17 protein-coding genes are annotated in these 20,547 nt (G+C 39.9%); 12 read left to right on the forward strand and 5 right to left on the reverse strand.

All coding sequences use genetic code 11. The annotated features are described in order from the left end of the window. Window positions 1-88: 88 nt before the first annotated feature. Together DQ356_RS04555 and DQ356_RS04560 are read left to right on the forward strand one after the other, a co-directional pair. On the forward strand, window positions 89-2,224 hold the full coding sequence (locus tag DQ356_RS04555; protein ID WP_114303294.1) for a TonB-dependent siderophore receptor: 2,136 nt from the start codon (window positions 89-91) through the stop codon (window positions 2,222-2,224). Window positions 2,225-2,277: 53 nt separating this feature from the next. Further along, a complete protein-coding gene (locus DQ356_RS04560) occupies window positions 2,278-3,486 on the forward strand; it encodes a PepSY-associated TM helix domain-containing protein (RefSeq protein WP_114303295.1) in 1,209 nt (402 codons plus the stop codon). A gap of 427 nt (window positions 3,487-3,913) precedes the next feature. Here DQ356_RS04560 and porW read toward each other — a convergent pair whose 3' ends face one another. The 4 genes from porW to DQ356_RS04580 all read right to left on the reverse strand — a co-directional run bounded on the left by porW (window position 3,914) and on the right by DQ356_RS04580 (window position 8,361). Continuing rightward, window positions 3,914-6,424, reverse strand: coding sequence for a type IX secretion system periplasmic lipoprotein PorW/SprE (porW, locus tag DQ356_RS04565; protein WP_114303296.1), 2,511 nt, complete (start codon window positions 6,422-6,424; stop codon window positions 3,914-3,916). Window positions 6,425-6,512: 88 nt separating this feature from the next. Next, window positions 6,513-7,076 (reverse strand): Maf family nucleotide pyrophosphatase, encoded by a 564-nt coding sequence (locus tag DQ356_RS04570; protein ID WP_114303297.1) that lies wholly within the window; start codon window positions 7,074-7,076, stop codon window positions 6,513-6,515. Between the two features lie 27 nt (window positions 7,077-7,103). Continuing rightward, on the reverse strand, window positions 7,104-7,622 hold the full coding sequence (locus DQ356_RS04575; RefSeq protein ID WP_114303298.1) for a KdsC family phosphatase: 519 nt from the start codon (window positions 7,620-7,622) through the stop codon (window positions 7,104-7,106). Continuing rightward, entirely contained in the window at window positions 7,612-8,361 is a 750-nt protein-coding gene (locus DQ356_RS04580; protein WP_114303299.1) for a Rossmann-like and DUF2520 domain-containing protein, read from the reverse strand. Before DQ356_RS04580 ends, DQ356_RS04575 begins: the two co-directional genes overlap by 11 nt. A gap of 97 nt (window positions 8,362-8,458) precedes the next feature. Between DQ356_RS04580 and DQ356_RS04585 the strand changes: the two genes are divergently transcribed. The 5 genes from DQ356_RS04585 (at window position 8,459) to DQ356_RS04605 (ending at window position 12,437) form a co-directional block, all read left to right on the forward strand. After that, a complete protein-coding gene (locus DQ356_RS04585) occupies window positions 8,459-9,010 on the forward strand; it encodes an RNA polymerase sigma factor (protein ID WP_114303300.1) in 552 nt (183 codons plus the stop codon). 10 nt (window positions 9,011-9,020) lie between these two features. Continuing rightward, entirely contained in the window at window positions 9,021-9,557 is a 537-nt protein-coding gene (locus DQ356_RS04590; protein WP_114303301.1) for a hypothetical protein, read from the forward strand. A 17-nt stretch (window positions 9,558-9,574) separates the two neighbouring features. Continuing rightward, the gene (locus DQ356_RS04595; protein WP_114303302.1) at window positions 9,575-10,186 is read left to right on the forward strand and encodes a hypothetical protein; all 612 of its coding nucleotides are present in this window, start codon (window positions 9,575-9,577) and stop codon (window positions 10,184-10,186) included. Between the two features lie 112 nt (window positions 10,187-10,298). Further along, a complete protein-coding gene (lepA, locus tag DQ356_RS04600) occupies window positions 10,299-12,095 on the forward strand; it encodes a translation elongation factor 4 (protein ID WP_114303303.1) in 1,797 nt (598 codons plus the stop codon). Between the two features lie 54 nt (window positions 12,096-12,149). Next, window positions 12,150-12,437, forward strand: coding sequence for a hypothetical protein (locus DQ356_RS04605; RefSeq protein ID WP_114303304.1), 288 nt, complete (start codon window positions 12,150-12,152; stop codon window positions 12,435-12,437). Window positions 12,438-12,445: 8 nt separating this feature from the next. Here the strand turns inward: DQ356_RS04605 and DQ356_RS04610 are convergent, their stop codons facing one another. Then, on the reverse strand, window positions 12,446-13,330 hold the full coding sequence (locus DQ356_RS04610) for a cupin-like domain-containing protein (RefSeq protein WP_114303305.1): 885 nt from the start codon (window positions 13,328-13,330) through the stop codon (window positions 12,446-12,448). A gap of 143 nt (window positions 13,331-13,473) precedes the next feature. Here DQ356_RS04610 and DQ356_RS04615 point away from each other — a divergent pair, with 143 nt between their 5' ends. From DQ356_RS04615 to feoB, 5 genes are all read left to right on the forward strand, one after another. Continuing rightward, entirely contained in the window at window positions 13,474-16,134 is a 2,661-nt protein-coding gene (locus DQ356_RS04615) for a TonB-dependent receptor (protein WP_185123766.1), read from the forward strand. A 39-nt stretch (window positions 16,135-16,173) separates the two neighbouring features. Further along, a complete protein-coding gene (locus DQ356_RS04620) occupies window positions 16,174-17,058 on the forward strand; it encodes a GLPGLI family protein (RefSeq protein ID WP_114303306.1) in 885 nt (294 codons plus the stop codon). Between the two features lie 58 nt (window positions 17,059-17,116). Then, the gene (locus DQ356_RS04625) at window positions 17,117-17,998 is read left to right on the forward strand and encodes a GLPGLI family protein (RefSeq protein WP_114303307.1); all 882 of its coding nucleotides are present in this window, start codon (window positions 17,117-17,119) and stop codon (window positions 17,996-17,998) included. Between the two features lie 162 nt (window positions 17,999-18,160). Beyond that, window positions 18,161-18,391 carry a FeoA family protein gene (locus tag DQ356_RS04630; RefSeq protein WP_114303465.1) on the forward strand — a complete coding sequence of 77 codons (231 nt, stop codon included), beginning with the start codon at window positions 18,161-18,163 and terminating at the stop codon, window positions 18,389-18,391. A gap of 18 nt (window positions 18,392-18,409) precedes the next feature. Beyond that, on the forward strand, window positions 18,410-20,446 hold the full coding sequence (feoB, locus tag DQ356_RS04635; RefSeq protein WP_114303308.1) for a ferrous iron transport protein B: 2,037 nt from the start codon (window positions 18,410-18,412) through the stop codon (window positions 20,444-20,446). The last annotated feature ends 101 nt before the right edge of the window (window positions 20,447-20,547 follow it).

Here is a 20,547-nt window from a genome sequence, read left to right on the forward strand (position 1 = left end):
ATTTAAAAAAAAACACGATTTGTTATTTAGAAAGATTACAAATTATATATATTTGCGTCATTATTTTAAATCATTCTAAATAAATTTTATGAAGAAAACTGTATTGCCTGTAATTTTATTGGGTTCATTGTCCGGAGTTTATGGACAGTCAGATAGTTTAAAAATCGAAAATATAACTGAAGTTATTATAAACCATACCAAGAAATATAAGAATGATAATGCTTTTGCAGTTTCTAAACTAAATTTGAAAGACATTGAAAATCCACAGGTATACAACAGTATTCCGAAAGCCATACTGAAAGATCAGGTTTCTACAAATTTTAATAATGTAATATCCAATGCTACAGGAATTACGCGACTTTGGGAAAGCACTTCCAGAGGTGGAGACGGAGCAGAATATTATACCATGCGTGGTTTTTCTACACAGTCACGGTTGGTAAACGGAATGGCGAGTTTCAATAATGGCGGCCTCGATCCTGCCAATATCGAGAATATTGATGTGATTAAAGGGCCTTCGGGAACGCTGTACGGCGGTAGCCTTGTGTCTTATGGAGGTTTGGTAAATATCCAGACCAAAAAGCCCTACGATAAATTAGGCGGGGAAATAAATTATATCCTCGGAAGCAATGCCCTCAACAGAGTCACTCTGGACGTAAATACTCCTGTAAAAAACGGATTGTTTTTAAGGCTGAATTCTGCGTATCACACCGAAAATTCTTTTCAGGATGCGGGGTTTTATAAATCATTTTTTATCGCACCTTCTTTAAAATTTGTGGCAAGCGAAAGACTCACCTTTTTGGTAAATTCCGAATTTAAAAGCAATGAAACAGCCAATGCACCCATGATTTTCCTGAGCAGGTATGCGCCGCTTTCGTTCAATTCAATGGATGTTTTTGATGCCGGTTACGAAAAGTCTTACACCAGCAATAACCTCACCACACAAAACCCGACTTTTAATTTGCAGTCGCAGATGATTTATAAACTGTCCGACAAATGGACCTCTCAAACGCAGGTGGCCGGAAGTTCAAGCAAAGCGACAGGTTATTATCAATATTTGTGGGATAGTTCGAATGGCGACGAGTTTACCCGTTTTATCTCAAAAGCCAATAGTGAAACATTGGCCACAGGAATTCAGCAGAATTTTATTGGCGATTTTACTTTAGGAAATATGAGAAACAGACTGGTTGTAGGTTTAGATTATCTAAATACTAAAGTCATCAATAATGATTCGGAATGGAGAACTTTTGGAACGGTTTCTCTTAAAAATCAGGCCGATACTTCCCCATTAACCAGCCAAGGTGCAGATGCAGCCTTATTGGATGCTAAAGTAATTCCTGCTACAGCGGAAACCAATATTAAGAGTGCCTATTTCTCCAATGTTCTGAATATTCTCCCACAACTGGCAGCAATGGTGAGTTTGCGAATCGATCAGTTCAGCGGAAAACCAACCCAGTGGTCTACAGAAGAGATTGAAAGCCAAGCCACATTTTCGCCAAAAATTGGGCTGGTGTATCAACCGATACTTAATAAACTGTCTCTTTTTGCAAATTATATGAACGGATTTCAGTACCTGACACCGCAAAAAGTGACCGATGCGAGCAGCAACAATCCGTCAATAAAAATATTTGATCCGGAAAGAGCTAACCAATGGGAAGTAGGCGCAAAAGCGAATCTTATTGATAACACACTATCCCTTACCGCAAGTTATTACGATATAAAAGTATCCAATAAAATAATGGCAGATCCGGCGAACATCAACAATTCGATACAGGGCGGTGAAGTTTTCAGCAAAGGATTTGAAATCAGTGTCGTAGGAAATCCGGTGGAAGGGCTGAATGTCATTGCAGGATTTAGCAAAAATAAAAGTGAACAAATCAGCGGTGATGAGGCTTATAACGGACTGAGGCCAGAAGAAGCAGGTCCCGAAATGCTGATCAACTTCTGGGCAAATTATAAAATCCCGAATGGAATTCTTAGAAATTTCGTAGCAGGTTTTGGTTTTAGTCACGCTTCCGAGCATAAAACCCTCAACAGAACAGGAATCGGAACCTTCACACTTCCGGAGTACACCGTTGCCAATGCCATGATTGGCTATCATCCTGAAAATTATAGTATTTCCCTGAAAATGGACAATATTGGAAACACCAGATATTACTCGGGTTGGAGCACGGTGACGCCACAAAGATTACGAACGCTTTCTTTGGCATTAGGGTTTAATTTCTGATGTTTTTCTTACAACACTGCAAAATATTGTATTGACTTCTTTAATAATAAAGGATGAGAAAAAGACACGAACAACGTATTAAAAATCGAAAACCGGCATTCAAAAAGTGGATTAAGAGGCTGCATCTTTGGTTCGGGCTTTCCATCGGGCTTATTGTTTTTATTGTAAGCATTACCGGGGCGTTATATGTTTTTAAAGAAGACATACAGTATGTTCTCAGAAAAGATTTCATCACGCATTCCGAAAAAAATATTTCCGAAAAGAAAACTCTACCCCTGAAAGTGCTGGAGGAGAAAATTAACGAGCAGAATCCCGAGAAGTATCCTTTGCATTGGGTGGAAATTCCTTTGGACAAAACTAAATCTTACAAATTTTATTATTATGAACGAGATCCCGATGCATGGAATTATTTTGATGAATTCCCCATCTACAAATCTGTTTATGTCAACCCTTTTTCAGGAGAAGTACTCTCAATAGAGGATGAAAAAAACGGATTTTTTAATATTGTAAAATTTATCCACTGGAGTTTTCTGCTGAATTCTGATTGGGGAAAATATGTGGTCGGAATTCCGGTACTTATTTTTCTATTTATGTTGATTTCCGGCATTATTTTGTGGTGGCCCAGAAATAAGGCCGCCAGAAAACAGCGGTTTTGGTTTCAGTGGAAAAACATCAGAAACTGGAAACGGAAAAATTACGATTTACACAGTATTTTAGGCTTTTATGCATCATTTATTGCACTTATCGTTGCAATTACAGGCTTGTTTTATTCTTTCGTTTTTATCCAGGCTTTTATGTACTTCGTTTTTTCCGGAGGAAATACCGTATATCCTGAGTTTGCGCATATACAGACCGAAGATCCGGTGGAAATGAAAACGGCAGCGACCATCGATAAAATAGCAATGCAGGTAGAACAGCATTATCCCGATTATTCGGCGTATACCATCGATTTGGGACATGAGCATATTGATGATCACGAACACGAAAATTTCACCGTGTATGTGCGGGGTCTGGAAGATAAATACTATATCTACAGTGAGATGGTTTTTGATGAAAACTCCGGCAAACTCCTACTGAACCGGCCTTATGAAAAGCGGGATTTTGGAGAGAAATATGTTGCTGCCAATTATGACATTCACGTAGGAGCAATTCTGGGAACATTCGGTAAAATTCTGGCGTTAATTTCAAGTTTAGTTTGCGCGAGTCTGCCCGTCACCGGCTTCATGGTGTGGTGGGGAAGAAGAAATAAAGCGAAACGCTAATACGTTTCGCCTTTTCATGACAGATTTTAAAAACCGGAATTTAGATCCCGTCGCTGGTTGAGTTTTTTGTCCGGATAAAGATCATGGCAATGGCAAAGACAGGTTGTAAATGAAAAAAAATGCGCACATACCAAGATAGAAATTATTGTCAGATAGAAGCCTCTTTCATGTGCAAATATCCGAATAAGAAGCAAACAAGCATTCGTGAATAACATCCTGAAATTTTTTGATCTGAGTGCCGTTGCAAATAAACTGAGAGAACTTTACTCGCCACTCTGCTGAAATGAGCCTGTGTTCTTCCTTCAACCATTTAAGAATCAGCATTAAAATCTTTGCTAATCCCTGATATATGTGAGGAATAAATGCGTTTCGTTAAACAGTTTAACAATTTAACCGGATTAACCAATTCTCATTAATATCAGCAGAGTTACTTTCTTTGTTTCGGTAAAGTGGGCGGAGCGAGAGGATTTTCCTGAGCCTGTTCTAAAGATCTTTCTTCCGCTTTTCTGGCAGCATCGTTTTGCTGTTTCTGAAGAACATTGGAAGGTGCAGTATTGATAGGCGTTTCAGTCTTTTTCACAGGAGCAGTCGGTGTTGGGTTTTTCTGAATAACATTCCCTTTTTCATCCCGCATTTGAACCTTGAGATCGCTTTTTAGCCAGTTCAGCATTTCTTTTGCCTTTTCTCCTTCCATAGTTTTGTCATAGTTCAGAGCGATTTGTTCCAGCTGTAGAATCATCACTTCTTTTCCGCTCAGTTTGCCGGCATTCAGGGCATTCAGCAAGGCAAACTTCGGAACTAATGCATCGTTTTTGTGCTGTTCTAATGCATCGTGGATAATCGCTTGGCTTTCCGTAAATTTTTCATTTTCATAATAAGCAAAAGCGGTTCTGTAAGCTCTTTCGGCTTCTGGTGCTGATTTCACAAAACTTTTGTTGCGCGGGTTGCGGGCAAATTCAGCATACGAAGTATAAGGATAATCATTCAGCAATATTTGTTTGGCACGTTCTGCAGCTGCTGGATTATTTTCATAATTCATTACAAATATTTCGTAAAGTGAGAGCAGCATTACCTTTTCTTCCGGCTGGTTATCCACAAGATCGTACAGCGTTTGGGTAGCCAATGGCGTGTCTGAGAAGAAGTCGTCATACATCATTCCCATCCCCAAGGTGGCCGTGTCTCTGCTCTTTTTCAACAGATCCAGAGTGGCGGCATCTCTGGGAATTTTTTCAATATAAAAAGCGGGTTCAAATCTTCGCGGATCCGCAGTGGAAACCACGCCCAGCGCAGCACTTTTGGGATCCTGCATAGTGGCCATTCGGGCAGAATACCGCCAGTTATCTGAAAGTGCTCGGTTTCCCCAGATTTGTTTAAAATCTGTAGAACCACGGGAAACAGAAGAGGTATTGGAAAAATAAAACCCTTTGGAACCGCCTGTGAAATCCTGAAACATATTGGATTTTCCGGCGAATACCGAATTGGCTGAATAATCTCCGGTGTCAAATCCTTTGCTTCTTTCTTCCCGTATTCGCGCCCGTTCTTCGGCATCTTCTTTGGCTTTCATTTTTTCAATATGGCTGTTGAAATACGCAATTCGCTCGCCTTCACTCATTTTCGCAAGAGCAAGAATACTGTCATTTTTCTTTATCAGATAATAGTTGGCCGCAATTTTTTTAATATTACTGGATTGGTTTTGAAGAGCAATTTTAGTAGGCTCATACGTCATGACTGCAATGGCAGAATCGTAGTAGGCACCTGCTTTGATATAATCGTCTTCCTCAAGATAGCCTTTCCCGATTTCAAAATAACTCAGTCCGCGGATTTGTGGGTCAGAAACTTTTTCGGCCAGCGATTTTCTGAAGAAATCCTGAGCTTCCGTTTTCTTTCCGGCTTTGTTGGCCATCAATCCTAAAGCGTAATAAAATTCATTCTTTCGGGATGCATAAGTTCCTTTTTTGCTGATGTCTTCCAGGTATTTTCTGGCTCCGCTGTAGTCATCTTTGCTGTTGTATGTTTTCGCAATCTCAATTTGAGACTTTACTTCAAATTCAAAATCATTGGCGTACTTGTATGCAGAGGCAAAGCTTTCTCTGGCCTGTTGCCCTTTGCCCAAATCGGCAAGAATCTGGCCGCGGAGGAAGGCAATTCTGCTTTTCATTTTCCGATTGCTATTCACTTCAAAAGCATGGGCAAGTTCTGCAACGGCAGCCTCTTTATTTCCGGCTTCCAGAAGAGCTTCTGAATAATGAATGCTGAGCAGTTTTTGATAATCTTTTTTAAGTTTTTCTTTTTTTAAGTCCGCGAAAATCGCATTGGCTTTAAAGTAATCTTTCATTTTGGCATAGGCCAATCCCTGATAAATTTTAGCAAGAGGAAGCCTTTTGTCATCTTTCATTTTAATGAAAACGGTATTTAGGGCATCCAGTGCAGCGAGAGGTTTTCCCATATAAATCCTCGCTTGTGCGAGGGTAATATAAGCATCGAAAATACTGCTGTTTTTCTCCTGTCCGTCACGGATTACAGAATATTTGTCAATGCTTTTCAAGGCTTTAGCTTCAGCAATTTCCAGTGTTGTAGCTCCTTTGGCATCACTCAGCCCGTCATTTGCTCCTGGCATCGCAGGGAGGTTGCCAGCAGACCGTGACAAGGTATTTCTGCTGGCCGGAGTGGCGGTTTCCGAAAAAGCAGCAGCCTGTCCGATTTCGCTGCCCAAGGGTTGTTCTTCGTAAGTGAGAAGATGAATATAGGGAGCGTAAAAGTTGTCTTTATGGGCTTTTGTTCTTTCGTCGAATTCCGTGTTTAGGGCATCCTGAGCATTAAAAAGCGTGTTGTACTGCGTGAAAAACCCTTTCATGAAACGGGACCGCTTCTCCGGCTTTTTAGTAGCACAGGCAGCTAAGAACAGGATCAGAAAAAGAGAGAATATCGTTTTTTTCATTGCTTCATTATAACATGATAATCTGCATTTTATTGTAAAAAGCAGTGAATTAATGGTGTAAAAATAAGTAAAATTTGATTCCGAAGAATTAATGAAGCTGAATTTCGTTGATCAGGCTGTAAACCAGATGAGTGGGAAGGCCCATAATGGTGTAATAACTTCCCTCAATTCTTTCAACTTTTGCCATGCCCAGCCATTCCTGAATACCATAACTTCCGGCTTTGTCGAAAGGTTTGAAATGTTCAATATACCAGCGCGCTTCATTGGGAGTAATATTTTTGAAACTCACCGCAGCGACATCGGTTGCTGTTTTTTGCTCATGTACAGTACGAACCGTAATTCCTGTGAATACCTGATGTGTTTTTCCCGAAAGTTTCATCAGCATTTCAAAAGCTTCTTCAGCATTCTGGGGTTTGCCTAAAATCTCCTGATCCAAAGCAACAATGGTATCCGCGGTCAGCAACACTTCATCGTTTTGGAGAATCCGGAACGACTGCGCTTTCAAAGCAGACAAATATCCGGCAACAGCATTGGCATCCATATCTTCTGGATATATTTCCTCGCAGTTCAGCGATACCGTCTCAAATTCATATCCCAATTTGTGCAGGAGTTCTTTACGGCGTGGCGACTGGGAAGCAAGGAGAAGTTTCATCAGATCAGTGTTCTTTTAGAGGAGATTTTAAACCGACTGGGTATTGTCTTCATGCCATTTTCCCTGTATTTTCATCACCTGTTCAATGGCATCTCTTACCGCGCCATGGCCTCCAAAAACGGGAGAAATGTAATCCGAAATCGCCTTCACTTCGGGAACTGCATTCGCAGGACAAGCAGCGATAGCCACCATTCTCATCATCGCCAGATCGGGTAGATCATCTCCCATCATCAGAATTTCATCATTCCGCAAATTATATTTGGATTTAAAAAGTTCAAAATCAACCAGCTTGTCAGCCGATTTGGGATAATAATCCTGAATGCCCAGATACTGGATTCTGTGCTTCACGCCCGGATCATCTCCCCCTGTAATCACGGCAATCGGATATTGGTTTTTTACCGCTTTCACCACCGCATAACCGTCTAAAACATTCATAACACGGCACATGTTTCCTTCCGGCAGGAGATAGACGCTTCCGTCAGTAAAAACACCGTCCACATCGAATACAAATGCTTTTATATTTTTTAAACGTTCTTTATAGCTCATACATTTCTTTTATAGACTGGTTCAAAGTTTTATAAATTTCAAGTGGAGTTCCCTTTAGTAATTTTTCGTGAAGCTGCAGTACTCTGAAATCATTTCTGACAGCAGGTCCGGTTTGTGCATCTTTCGGCGGAAGAGTGTTTATTTTATCTACGGTTTCGTGAATCAAAGGTAAAAAATAACTGAATGGGATCTCCTGAGAGTTCGATATTTCCTGTGCTCTGGCAAAAAGATGGTTCACAAAATTACAGGCGAAAACCGCAGTAAGATGAATGTATTTTCTTTTTTCATAAGAACTTTCCATCACGTTATCAGAAATGGAACTTGCAAGGGTTGTTAGCAAGTCCAAATCGTTTTCATTTTCCGCTTCCAGAAAAAAAGGAATCTTCCGGTAATCCAAATCCTGATGTAGCGAAAAAGTTTGTAGGGGATAGAAACAAGCTTTTCGATAAGGGCCTTTCAGCATTTCTCTCGGAAGCGATCCTGAGGTATGGGCCACCAAAGCTTCTGGATTCTTGATCAATTCTGACACTTCTTCAATAGCATGATCACTCACCGCAATGAGGTAAAGATCTGCCTCCGCTAGCTGATGTGTGGAATAAGGAATGCCCAGTTCTTCCGAAATTCCTTGAAGTTTTTCGTCATTTCTCCCGAAGATTTGAGAAATCGGGATATCCTGCTGAGTAAAAGCTTTCGACAGGTGATAAGCAACATTTCCAGAACCAATAATAACAATGTTCATAGACACAAATATACTGTTTTCACGCTTTGGACTAAAAATTGGAGTAATAATTTTTAACTTTTAATTATATTGTCCATCCAAAGAATGAAGCATCTGTATGAAGATAACCGACGCTGAAATTATTGCAATGATGCAGGAAGAACGAAGTCAGGAAAAAGGGCTTCGGGTTTTGATGGATACCTACCAAAGCAGATTGTACTGGCATATCAGAAGAATGATTGTGGATCACGATTTGGCTCAGGATGTTTTACAGGACACCTTCATCAAAGTATACCAGAATTTTCATCAATTTAAGCAGGAAAGTAAGCTCTATACCTGGCTTTATCGGATTGCTACCAATGAAGCATTGCAACAGCTCAATAAGCTCAAGAGAATGAACAGAACGGATGAAGATCCTGAATATCACCTCGTTAACATGGTGGCGGATAACATTTCCACAGAAGCCGACGAAATTCAAGTGCTGTTGCAAAAAGCGATACAAACACTGCCTGAAAAGCAGAAACTGGTATTTATGATGAGGTATTATGACGATTTACCTTACGAGGAAATTTCAAATATTGTGGACATGTCAGTAGGGACTTTGAAAACCAACTATCATTACGCAAAACAGAAAATAGAAAGCTACATAAAAGAAAATTATCAAGAATAAAGTTGTCAAAATGAAACATTTAGATATAGAACAACTCGAGAGAAAAAACATTTACAAAACACCAGATCATTTTTTTGAAAAGATCCAGGAAAATGTAATGAAAGATTTTTCTGAGAACCAAAATCAGCAGCAGCCACAGATTGGGAGAAAAACCAACGGAAACTGGTGGTATGCAGCAGCCTCATTGGTTTTATTAGCAGGTGCGGCCTGGCTTTTTAGCAGCATTCCTTCAGAAGAAGCTAATAATATTGTTAGAAATAATGATATACGGGAAACGATAAACCCTCCAACCCAAATCCAGAATATGCCGAAACCGGAAACTGAAAATTATATCGCATTAGCAAACGATTTAACTATCGCAGCTGAGGTTCATCAAAAAGAAAAACAACCCGCAACAAAAATCAAGGAGATACCCGACCAACGAGCGGAAATAACTTTCACCGGAGCACAGCAGATCGAACAGATTCTGGATGTATTGACGGCAGAAGAAATTGCCTCGCTGGCACAGAATACAGAACAAGATATTTACTTAGATTTATATAATTAACTGAGAATCGGTAAAAAATGAGAATAGTAAGAAACTTGATCAGCATCGCATTGATAGGATTTATCGGATTCCTGAAGGCTCAGGACCTAAAAAATTGGCGTTCCATGAAGCCGGAGCAACGACAGGAACTAATCAATAAAATGAGTTCAGAAGAAAAAATTAACCTTTTGAAAACATTCAGGCAGAGAATGATGATCGATGAGTTGGAAGTTCCGGAAGCGAAGCAGGAAGAGTTCAAAACGCTGTACGACGAATATCAGGAAAGCCAAACCAAAATAAAAGGCAAGTTTCAGCCCAACCCCAATTACAATACCATGACGGATCAGGAAGCTAAAGCTGAACTCGAAAAAAGTTTCATCGTAGGACAGGAACTCTTGAATAACAGAAAGAAATATGCTGAGAAGTTTCAGAAAGTAGTAAAACCGCAACAGGTGTTAGAAATGTTTCAGAGTGAAGGAAAAATGAGAAACAGAGTAATCGATCGTAAGTCTGATAATCAGCAGAGAAGGCCGACGAAAACAGGAGAAATGAGAAACAGCGGAGAAACACGGAAAATTAATACCGAATCTTCAGGAATCAGAAACCCAAGAAACAATAACGGGGCGAATAGCCAGAGCAGACGACCATAATAGTTTATTTTTTTAAATGTTTGGACGACCTTTGCATCACAATGCAGAGGTTGTCTTTTTTTATAACAATCAGACGAAAAACACTAAATTTGCAAACTACTTAATATTTTAGATGAAAAACATACGCAATTTTTGCATTATTGCTCATATCGACCACGGGAAATCAACACTTGCAGACCGGCTGTTGGAGTATACCAATACAGTCACACAGAGGGAGTTGCAGTCTCAAACCCTAGATGATATGGATCTGGAGAAAGAAAGGGGCATCACCATAAAATCCCACGCCATTCAGATGGATTATGAATTGAATGGCGAACACTATGTTCTGAATCTGATCGATACACCCGGACACGTAGATTTCTCTTACGAAGTTTCCCGTTCTATTGCAGCCTGCGAAGGCGCATTGCTCATCGTGGATGCAGCGCAAAGCATTCAGGCACAAACCATAAGCAATCTTTACCTCGCGCTTGAAAACGACCTGACCATTATCCCGATTCTTAATAAAATTGATCTGCCTTCTGCCAATCCGGAAGAGGTGACGGACGAGATTATGGAACTTATCGGTTGCGAATATGAGGATGTACTGCGGGTATCCGGGAAAACCGGAGAAGGAGTGCATGAATTGCTGGAGCAGATCGTAAAAAGAGTTCCGGCACCAGTCGGCGACGAGAACGCACCGCTTCAGGCGCTTGTATTCGACTCTGTGTATAACCCGTTTCGCGGTATTGAGGCTTATTTCAAAGTAGTGAACGGAAGCATCAAAAAGGGCCAGAGAATTAAATTTATGGCCACCGGAAAAATGTATGAAGCAGATGAAGTGGGAACGCTGAAACTGAAACAGGCACCAAAAAAGGAAATAAAAACCGGAGACGTAGGCTATATTATTTCCGGTATTAAAGATGCGCGCGAAGTAAAGGTGGGCGACACGATTACCACTTATGAAAATGGTGCTGCAGCTGCTATTGAGGGTTTTGAAGAAGTAAAGCCGATGGTTTTCGCAGGAATTTACCCTATTGAAGCAGAGGATTTTGAAGAATTGAGATTCTCTCTAGAAAAACTAAGGCTTAACGATGCTTCTCTGGTTTTCGAACCGGAAAGTTCCGCCGCTTTGGGTTTCGGTTTCCGTTGTGGATTCCTAGGAATGCTGCACATGGAGATCGTGCAGGAAAGACTCGACCGAGAATTTAATATGGACGTGATCACCACGGTTCCGAACGTTTCTTATCATGGTTATACCAAAAAAGATCCTGAGAAAGTGATCCTCATCAATAACCCGTCCGAAATGACTGATCCAATGTTACTCGATCGCGTTGAAGAACCTTTCATCAAAGCTTCCATCATTACAAAATCTGATTTCGTGGGTCCTGTAATGACGCTATGTATCGAAAAAAGGGGCGAAATTGTTACGCAAAACTATTTAACAGCAGATCGCGTGGAAATGGTTTTCAACATGCCTTTGGCAGAAGTTGTTTTTGATTTTTACGACCGTTTAAAGTCTATCTCTAAAGGTTACGCATCCTTCGATTATCATCCGATCGGTTTCCGTGCTTCCAAGTTGGTGAAAATGGATATTCTGATCAATGGCGATATGGTGGATGCGCTTTCATCACTGATTCACGATAGTAACGCCTATTACATCGGTAAAAGAATGTGTGAGAAACTCCGGGAATTGATCCCGAGACAGCAGTTTGATATTGCCGTTCAGGCCGCACTGGGAGCAAAAGTGATCGCCAGAGAAACCATTAAAGCATTAAGAAAAGATGTTACTGCGAAATGCTACGGTGGTGATATTTCCAGAAAAAGAAAGCTTTTGGAAAAACAAAAAGAAGGAAAAAAGAAAATGAAACAGATCGGGCGGGTAGAAGTTCCGCAATCTGCTTTCATGGCGGTATTGAAACTGAATGACTAAACTAGAATTCACAACAAACTTTCGGCAACGGAAGTTTTTTTGTTATTTAGTATCATGAAAATCAAAGTTTTAATCAGCATTCTGGCGCTGCTTTATATTTTGTTTATAATAGTAATGTGGCAGTTTCAGCTGATAATTCCAGGAGTAGCGGGAATTATATTCGGAGCGTTGTATGAAATGACAGCAATTCCTGTGTTCTTTTTGGTGCCGGTGCTCACGGTTCTTTTTGGTGTTTTGTGGATCCGAGAAGGGTTCAAAAAAAAATCAGAATCACTCTACGCATTTCTGATTTCTTTAGTCGCTTTACTATTGATTATCCTGATGACTATCCAAGATCTTTAGAATTGGTTTTAGCGTTTCGGAAGGCCTTTGGCTAATGCACGATGGGCACGCTCAATCGCTTTTTTCTCTTTCCAGTCCATATATTTTCCCTTGAATCTTGCTTTCATGAAATTATCAAAACCTCTTTGTGCAGTTAAGTTCCAAAGAGAATGCGCTTTTACAGCCCAGCTTTTGTCCCAGGCACGCAGCGAAATGGAGAAACTGCCGTCCAGATATTTCATCCAGTGCCACCATCCTGTAGGCATGAAAAGAGTATCGCCATGTTCCAAATAACATTCGATGCCTTCAATGCCGTCTAATGCGGGAAATTTCTCAAAATCAGGATGTTCTATATCATAATCTTCTAATGCATAGGTAGCGAACGGAAGTTTGTACAGGCGTTCTTTCCATTTATAGTCGAAGAGCAGAATATGTTTTCTTCCATTAAAATGGGTATGAAAAATATGCGACATATCAATATCAAAATGCATGAAAGTGACAGAACCTTTACCGCCGAAAAACATGCTGGGATATTTATCAAGAAAACCACCCATGAGATCCTTCGGGAAAATGTAATCGTTCAGCAATTGGGGAGCCGCTTTGATGGGATCAAAGAAAAAAATTCTCAAATCCGTTGGCGTTTCTTTGATAAGGTCGATATATTCGGTGAATTTCATTTTTGCCGCTGCAGTATTGATGGGAGCCGCAGGATCTGCTTTGGAAGAATCATATAAAGGAACCTCAATATCTCCTACCATTTCCTTCATATAATCCATAGTCCATTTCTGATAGGCAGGCCATTTTCTGGCCATATTCCGAATTACAACAGGTTTTCTTTTCTTCAGATAATTCTCATAGAAATCTTCTCTGGAAATGTCTTCCACTACATCAATTGGACTTAGGATGATTCCCATTTTATTTAAAATTTGTGAGCAAAATTATTAATTTATTTTCATCATAATCAACATTAGTCATTGATTTTTTTCATTACCCCGATGATGTGCAGTTTGGCTGTAACAATTCAGCTGAGGAAGTTACTAATCTTTGAAACAATTACATGATCACCAGACTTTCTTTTCTTATTCTTTTTATTGTCGCTTCTTTCGTATATGCGCAACAAAGCGTTTCCGGAAAAGTAAAAAACACCGATGGAGAATGGGTGGCTAATGCCAGTGTAACCGTGGAAGAGCCCGGCAAAGATGCTATTATCGCTTATGCTATTACCAATTCAAAAGGCGAATATAAAGTAACTTTTACGAGTTCTGAAGCGCAGGTAGATCTGAAGGTAAAAGCTTTTAATCATCAAACCACAACCAAAAGTATCAAGAACAGTACGCAAAACCTGGATTTCACGCTTTCTTTACAGGCCACCGAAATAGAGGAAGTGCGCCTAAAAACGAGACTGATTACCAAAAAAGGAGATACTATCAGTTATGACCTGAAGTCATTTGATACGAAAAACGATCGTACTTTGGCAGATGTTCTGAAACGAATGCCTGGAATCGAAGTGAACAAAGATGGTTCTATTCTGTATCAAGGACAGCCACTTTCCAAATTTTATGTGAACGGGAAAGACCTTATGGAAGGCGGATATGGAGTGGTGAATAATGCCTTGCCCAAAGATGCTGTACAAAAAGTTGAGGTTCTTGAAAATCACCAACCGGTGAAAATCCTTCAGGATAAAGTTCCTTCTGATCAGGCGGCAATTAATATTAAGCTGAAAAAGCAAGTCACCATGACGGGCAGAGGAGAAGTAGGCGGCGGAATTGCAGATCCGGCCTTGTGGAATATAAAACTTACTCCGATGTTTTTCGGACAAAAAAATCAGTGGGTCGTCAATTATAAGACCAATAATATGGGCGAAACGGTAGAAAATGAAGGCAATATTTTTGCTTTCGGAAACCGTTGGGAAGGACGAAGAGGAAACGCATCTCAGGCCGGTTGGTTGAGCGTGGAAAAAGCATCTATCCCCAATCTTCCGGAAAAAAGATATTTAATGAACAATGTGCATTTTCTGTCAGCCAATATTTTGACCAATCCGTTTAAAAATAAGGAATGGGAACTGAAAGCCAACGCCAGTTATACGAATAATGCTGTTGAAAGAGAATCCTACAGCGAGCAGTATAATAAGCAACTGGACATTCGTTCCACAGTTTATAGAGACAATCGATTGTACACTAACCGCGCAAAGGGTGAGATGGTTTTCAGTAAGAATGCCAAAGAGGGATTTTTCAAAAACACGACGACATTCAATCAGTTTTGGAATGCAGATCGCGCAACTGCCAATATCGCTGTAGGTGCTGCAGGCCGGAATTCCGGACAGTCTGTGGAATCTCCTACAACCAATTTTGTCAACTCTCTCAGCACCATTATTCCCTGGAAATCCAGAATGGTAAATGTAATGTCATATATATCATATCAGGATGATCATCAGGAACTGCGCCTGATTCCCGCTTCATATTTTGCCGGACTTGCACCGGGATTTGATGAGGTGCGGCAACAATTTAACTTGACCACTTTTGAAGCCAATCATTCTGCAACCATGGGATTTACTAAAAAGTTCTGGACTTTCACCCCGGAGATTGGTTTGAAATATTCCAGAAACGGATTGGATTCGGAGCTTTTTGGAGTTCAGAATAGTTTTGTAAGCACTTTTGGAAACCAATTCCAGAACGACTTGAAATTTATCAATACGGTTCCTTATGCGGGACTGGGCGTGAATTTTAAGAACGAAAACTGGTCCGTAGGAATACAGTTGCCGGTTAATTTAAACAACATTCAGGCGGAAGATCAGGAAAGAATGGTGAATCAGGATTTCACAAGAGTGACGTTTGAACCTTCAGGTTTTATCCAGTATTCCTTCGCTTCCTTCTGGAAAGCGGCGGTTTCAGGAAATATGAGCAACAGTTTTTCATCTGTTGATAATCTGTATTCAGGTTTTATTATGACCAATCCTACCTTCCTGAATGCGATGGATGCTGATAATCCTATTTTGGAAAGGGAAGCCAGAAGAGTAGGAGCCCGTGTAGAATACCGGAATCCACTGAACAATCTTTTCTTTAACGTAAATTATAGTTTATCGGGATCTACCAGAAACTTGATCGAAGATTTTGAAGATGACGGAACGGGTTTCGGAGGAATGAAATACAGGCTGATGGACAATTCCAGTACAGGAAATACGGCAAGTGTGGAAATTGGAAAATACTTTCCTAAGTTCAAATCCAACGCTTCGGTTTCTTTCCGAAATTCTGATAATTCTTCCGATAACTTCAGAAACGGAACTTTCTTCGTGAACGAAAATGATGCACAAAATCTCTCTTTCAAACTGAATAATGCGCTTTTTTCCTGGATGACACTGGATTATAATTTCACAAAAGGATGGAGTTCCAACACCAGTATTTTCGGGAAAACGACATCATCGCAGTACAACCATAATCTAGGATTGACACTCTTCCCTGTTGAAAATCATTCTATTGCGCTGAACTGGGATCAGATTAATTATTCGCAGGCGGGAGAGCAGTATAATAATGGGTTTTATGACCTGACGTATCAGTTTGCATGGGCTTCTAAGAAAATCGATTTTGAACTGAAATGGATGAATATCGCCAATCAGAAAACATTTGAAACGCTGAACGACAGTGCAACGTATATTACCTTACAACGCATTAAAATTCGACCAAGCCAAGTAATGTTCACCGTGAAATTTAACTTTAAATAATCCTTGAGATCCAATCCGTAATCTTAAAAACCGTACGATATGAAAGTTTTCCTCACGCTGTTATTGTGTATTCCTATGCTGGCCTTCGCTCAGGTGAACCGTTTTATTTATGAATACACTTTCATTCCCAATATCCACGAGAAAGATTCTATTAAAAAAGAATTGATGGTTTTGGACATAGACGCCAAAGGATCCGTGTATCAAAGTATGGGGAAACTTGAAGCGGATTCTATCATGCAGGCCGAAATCAGCAAAATGTCCGGAAGACGTGGCGGCAATTTTAACTTTACCAGCCGAAATAATTTAAGAAACAGCATCGGTTATAGAGTGACCAAAGATTATCCTGAATATACTATTTTTCTTCATGAAAGAGTAGGAAGAGACCGATATAAAATTTCTGAAAATGAAAAAATAAACTGGAAAATAGACCCTGAAGTGAAACAGATCGGGAAATATAAAACCCAAAAAGCGACTGCCGAATTTGGTGGAAGAAGTTGGATTGCGTGGTTTTCTCAGGAATTGCCATTTCAGGACGGGCCCTATAAATTTTATGGATTGCCGGGACTTATTGTGCATGTAGAAGACAATACGGGTTCTCATATAATGGCATTGGCCGGAAATAAAACGCTGCCTCAGGCTAAGATTTCAGATGCCAATACTGAAATTCCCATTCTCATGGAAAAGGAAATACCGGTATCCGAAGCACAGTTTACCAAGGTATACCGCGATTATGTGAAAGATCCCGCTAAAAATATGCGCCAGATGATGAACAATTCAGGCTCCAATGTAAGCACCGTCATCCGTATGAGAACTGCCGACGGGAGAGAAATTTCGGATATGAATGAAATGGCAAAAATGATGGAAAAATCTGTGAAGGAAAACGAAAAAAAGAACAACAACAGAATAGAGCTCAATCTCTATTAATAGTGTAACAAATCCATAAAATAACGTACTAATTGAAAGAACTCAACATAAAAATTCAATGAAAAAATACCTTTCTACATTCCTTGTTTTGTCATTTTTAGCACTGAATGCGCAACAAACAGCAAACAGATTTTTCTATGAACTTACTTTTAAGCCGAAAAAAGAAAAGCCGGAAACCGAAAAAGTAATGACAAGCCTTGATATTACCAAGGATAAATCCATTTATCAGGATTTCACCGTTCCAGCACAGGATTCGATCATCAAAATGGAAATAGAAGCCATGGAGAAAAGCGGCACCTGGAAAGACATGTCCAAAAGCATTAAGATGCCCAAGTTTTCGTTTAAAATTTATAAAACGTACCCGGATATGACGGTTAGTTATATGGATAGAATCAGTACCAAACTGTTCAAATATGACGATCCAGTTACTTTTAATTGGAAAATACTTCCTGATAAAGAAAAAATTGGTGCTTACAATACTCAAAAAGCAACCACTGAATTTGGCGGCAGAAAATGGACAGCGTGGTTCTCCACCGAACTGCCTTTTCAGGATGGACCTTATAAATTTCACGGACTTCCCGGCCTTATCGTGAAAGTAGAGGATGACGGAAAAAATTATTCATGGACATTACAAGGAAATAAAAATGTAGAGAACTGGGAAGAATTTTCTTTTGCAGAGAAAGCCAATACCAAATATGGCATGAGCAACACTGCGGTAGCTACCACGAAGGAAAAATTTACTAAATCTTACGAGAATTTCAAAGCAGATCCATTAGCGGAAGCACGACCTTACATGACACCGGAATTCCTGAACAGAACCATGCCCGGATCTAGCAAAACGTTTGGCGAAATGATGAAAGAACAAGAAAAATTGTTAAAAGACTTCTTTGGAAGCAATAATAATCCCATTGAGATTCCGGATACGAAGAAAAAGAAATAACATTCCATATTTAGTTATATTAAAAGAGGCTGCCAATTCGGACGCCTCTTTTTGCTATGGAAAACAGCAATTTATTCGCTAAAATCTTATTTAGATTCAATTTAAATAACGTATATTTGCCAATGAAAAATGTACGATGTGAAAAGAAGTAACTTCATTAAAATGAGCAGGTTTCCACTGAACCAATCTGGGAAAATTCTAGATTATGACAACAATAGACTGATGATGCCCAACAAGATTATCGAGATGGGACTGCTGCCGGAAACCATTTTTAAAATTTTGTATCAGGCTCCGTTCGGCGGGCCGTTATATATTGAGTTTGGTAAAGAAAACAGCAGAATTGCGCTTCGGAAAGAAGAAGCAGAATATTTAATTGTAGAACAGATCCGCTAATACGGAGGTTTTTAAAAAATGAAAATGGCAAAAAACCGTACTCAGATCCTTTTGGTAGGAAATCCCAATGTAGGAAAATCAACTATTTTCAACGCCCTTTGCAACAAAAAACAGAAAACCGGAAACTACGCCGGAGTTACTGTGGCCAGCCATTCCGGGACGTATGTTTATAAAGAGCGCGAGATAGAAATTATAGATCTTCCGGGTTCTTACAGCATTTATCCCGACTCTGAAGACGAAGCGATTTTTTCAAAATTCTTGATACAAGAGCAAAATCAATATTCAGGTGCGATTTATATTCTGGATGCTATGAACCTGAAAAGAGGTTTGTTGCTTTTCCAGCAAATTCAGGATTTAGGAACACCGCTTTTATTGGTGGTAAATCAGATTGATGAAGCGGAAAAACGAGGAATTCATATTGATTTTGAACTTCTTTCACAGCAGCTGAATACCAAAATAATCCAGACCAATGCCAAAGAAAAAATAGGCCTGGACGAATTGCGCGAAGCAGTTCACCAAAATTGCTTTACAAAATCTGAAAGTATTTCTTTTGAAATTCCGTTGGAGCAAAAAGAAATTGTGCACCGGATTTCTTCTCAGGCAAATGAGAAAAACCCTTACAAAGTCTGGACACTTCTATCGTCTGAAAAATACTTAGGAAAACTAGAATCGGTACATGAACAGCTGACGGATCATGACAGAAAATGTATTGTTCCGAAAAGGCTTCAAACACAGGAAACCATCAGAAGGTATCAGGAAATTGATAAAATTCTTCCTAAAGTAATTACGAAAAAACCACAGTTCAAAGAGCTTCTTACCGAAAAAGCAGACAAACTTTTAGTTCACCCTTTCTGGGGATATGTCTTCTTTGCGGTTATTTTGCTGTTTATTTTCCAGATGGTGTTTTTCATGGCAGAATATCCAATGAACTGGATCGACGCGGGATTTGCTTGGCTCGCTGAAAATGTAAAAAATATCCTTCCTGAGGGCCCGCTCGGCAGCCTCATCGGCGACGGAATTATTCCCGGGATTGGTGGAATAGTCATTTTTGCGCCTCAGATCGGAATATTATTATATTTTCTTTATTTGCTGGAAGATTCCGGATATATGGCGAGAGTAGTTTTTTTAATGGACCGCTGGTTGAAGGTTTTTGGACTGAACGGAAAAAGTATTGTTCCGTTAATTTCCGGAGTAGCGTGTGCTATTCCGGCAATTATGTCCACCAGAAATATTGAAAATGTAAAAGAAAGACTCATTACCATTCTGGTAACGCCCTTTATGACGTGTGCAGCGCGGCTTCCGGTGTATACCATCATCATCGCTTTGGTCATTCCCGCGAAGAAATTTATGGGTATTGATTATCGTGCCATTGCATTATTAGGCATGTATCTGCTGGGATTCGTTACGGCACTGGTTTCTGCTTTAATTCTAAAAAAAACCATTAAGCAAAAAACCAAAAGTTTCCTGATTATGGAACTTCCGCCTTACAAGAAGCCCCTTTTCGGATATGATTTCAAGCTGATGTTGGGAAAGGTGTGGGAATTTATCAACGGAGCAGGAAGGGTGATTTTGGCAGTGAGTATCATTCTGTGGTTTCTGAGTTACTTAGGCCCGAAACAAAATCCTGATCAGTATGTGGCTACCGATGTTCATCTTCATGATTCTTACCTGGCAAAAATGGGGAAAGCGATAGAACCTGTTGTTGCGCCTTTAGGCTACGACTGGAAAATGGGAGTATCTATTATCTCAAGCTTTGCAGCAAGGGAAGTTTTTGTAGGAACCATGGCCACTTTGTACAGCTTGGATGATGATGTGGAAGAAGGCCCGATTGTAGAAAAAATGAGAAACGACGTGAAACCTAATGGCGAGAAAGTTTTTACGCTGGCGACGGGACTTTCCGTATTGGTATATTATGCTTTTGCCATGCAGTGCGTCTCTACTATTGCTGTGGTGTATCGCGAAACCCGCAGCATCAAATGGACGACCCTTCAACTGGTGGGAATGACCGGACTGGCCTATATCGCAGCTTTTTTAGTTTACCAGTTTTTTAAATAATCAAAATTCAAATGAAATGGACACATCACTTTTAATACAATATATCATTATAGCGGTTTTGGTTTTGGCAGCTTGCTATTCCATTTTCAAAATCTTTAAAA

The sequence above is a fragment of the Chryseobacterium lacus genome (genome assembly GCF_003336205.1).
Lineage (GTDB): Bacteria > Bacteroidota > Bacteroidia > Flavobacteriales > Weeksellaceae > Chryseobacterium_A > Chryseobacterium_A lacus.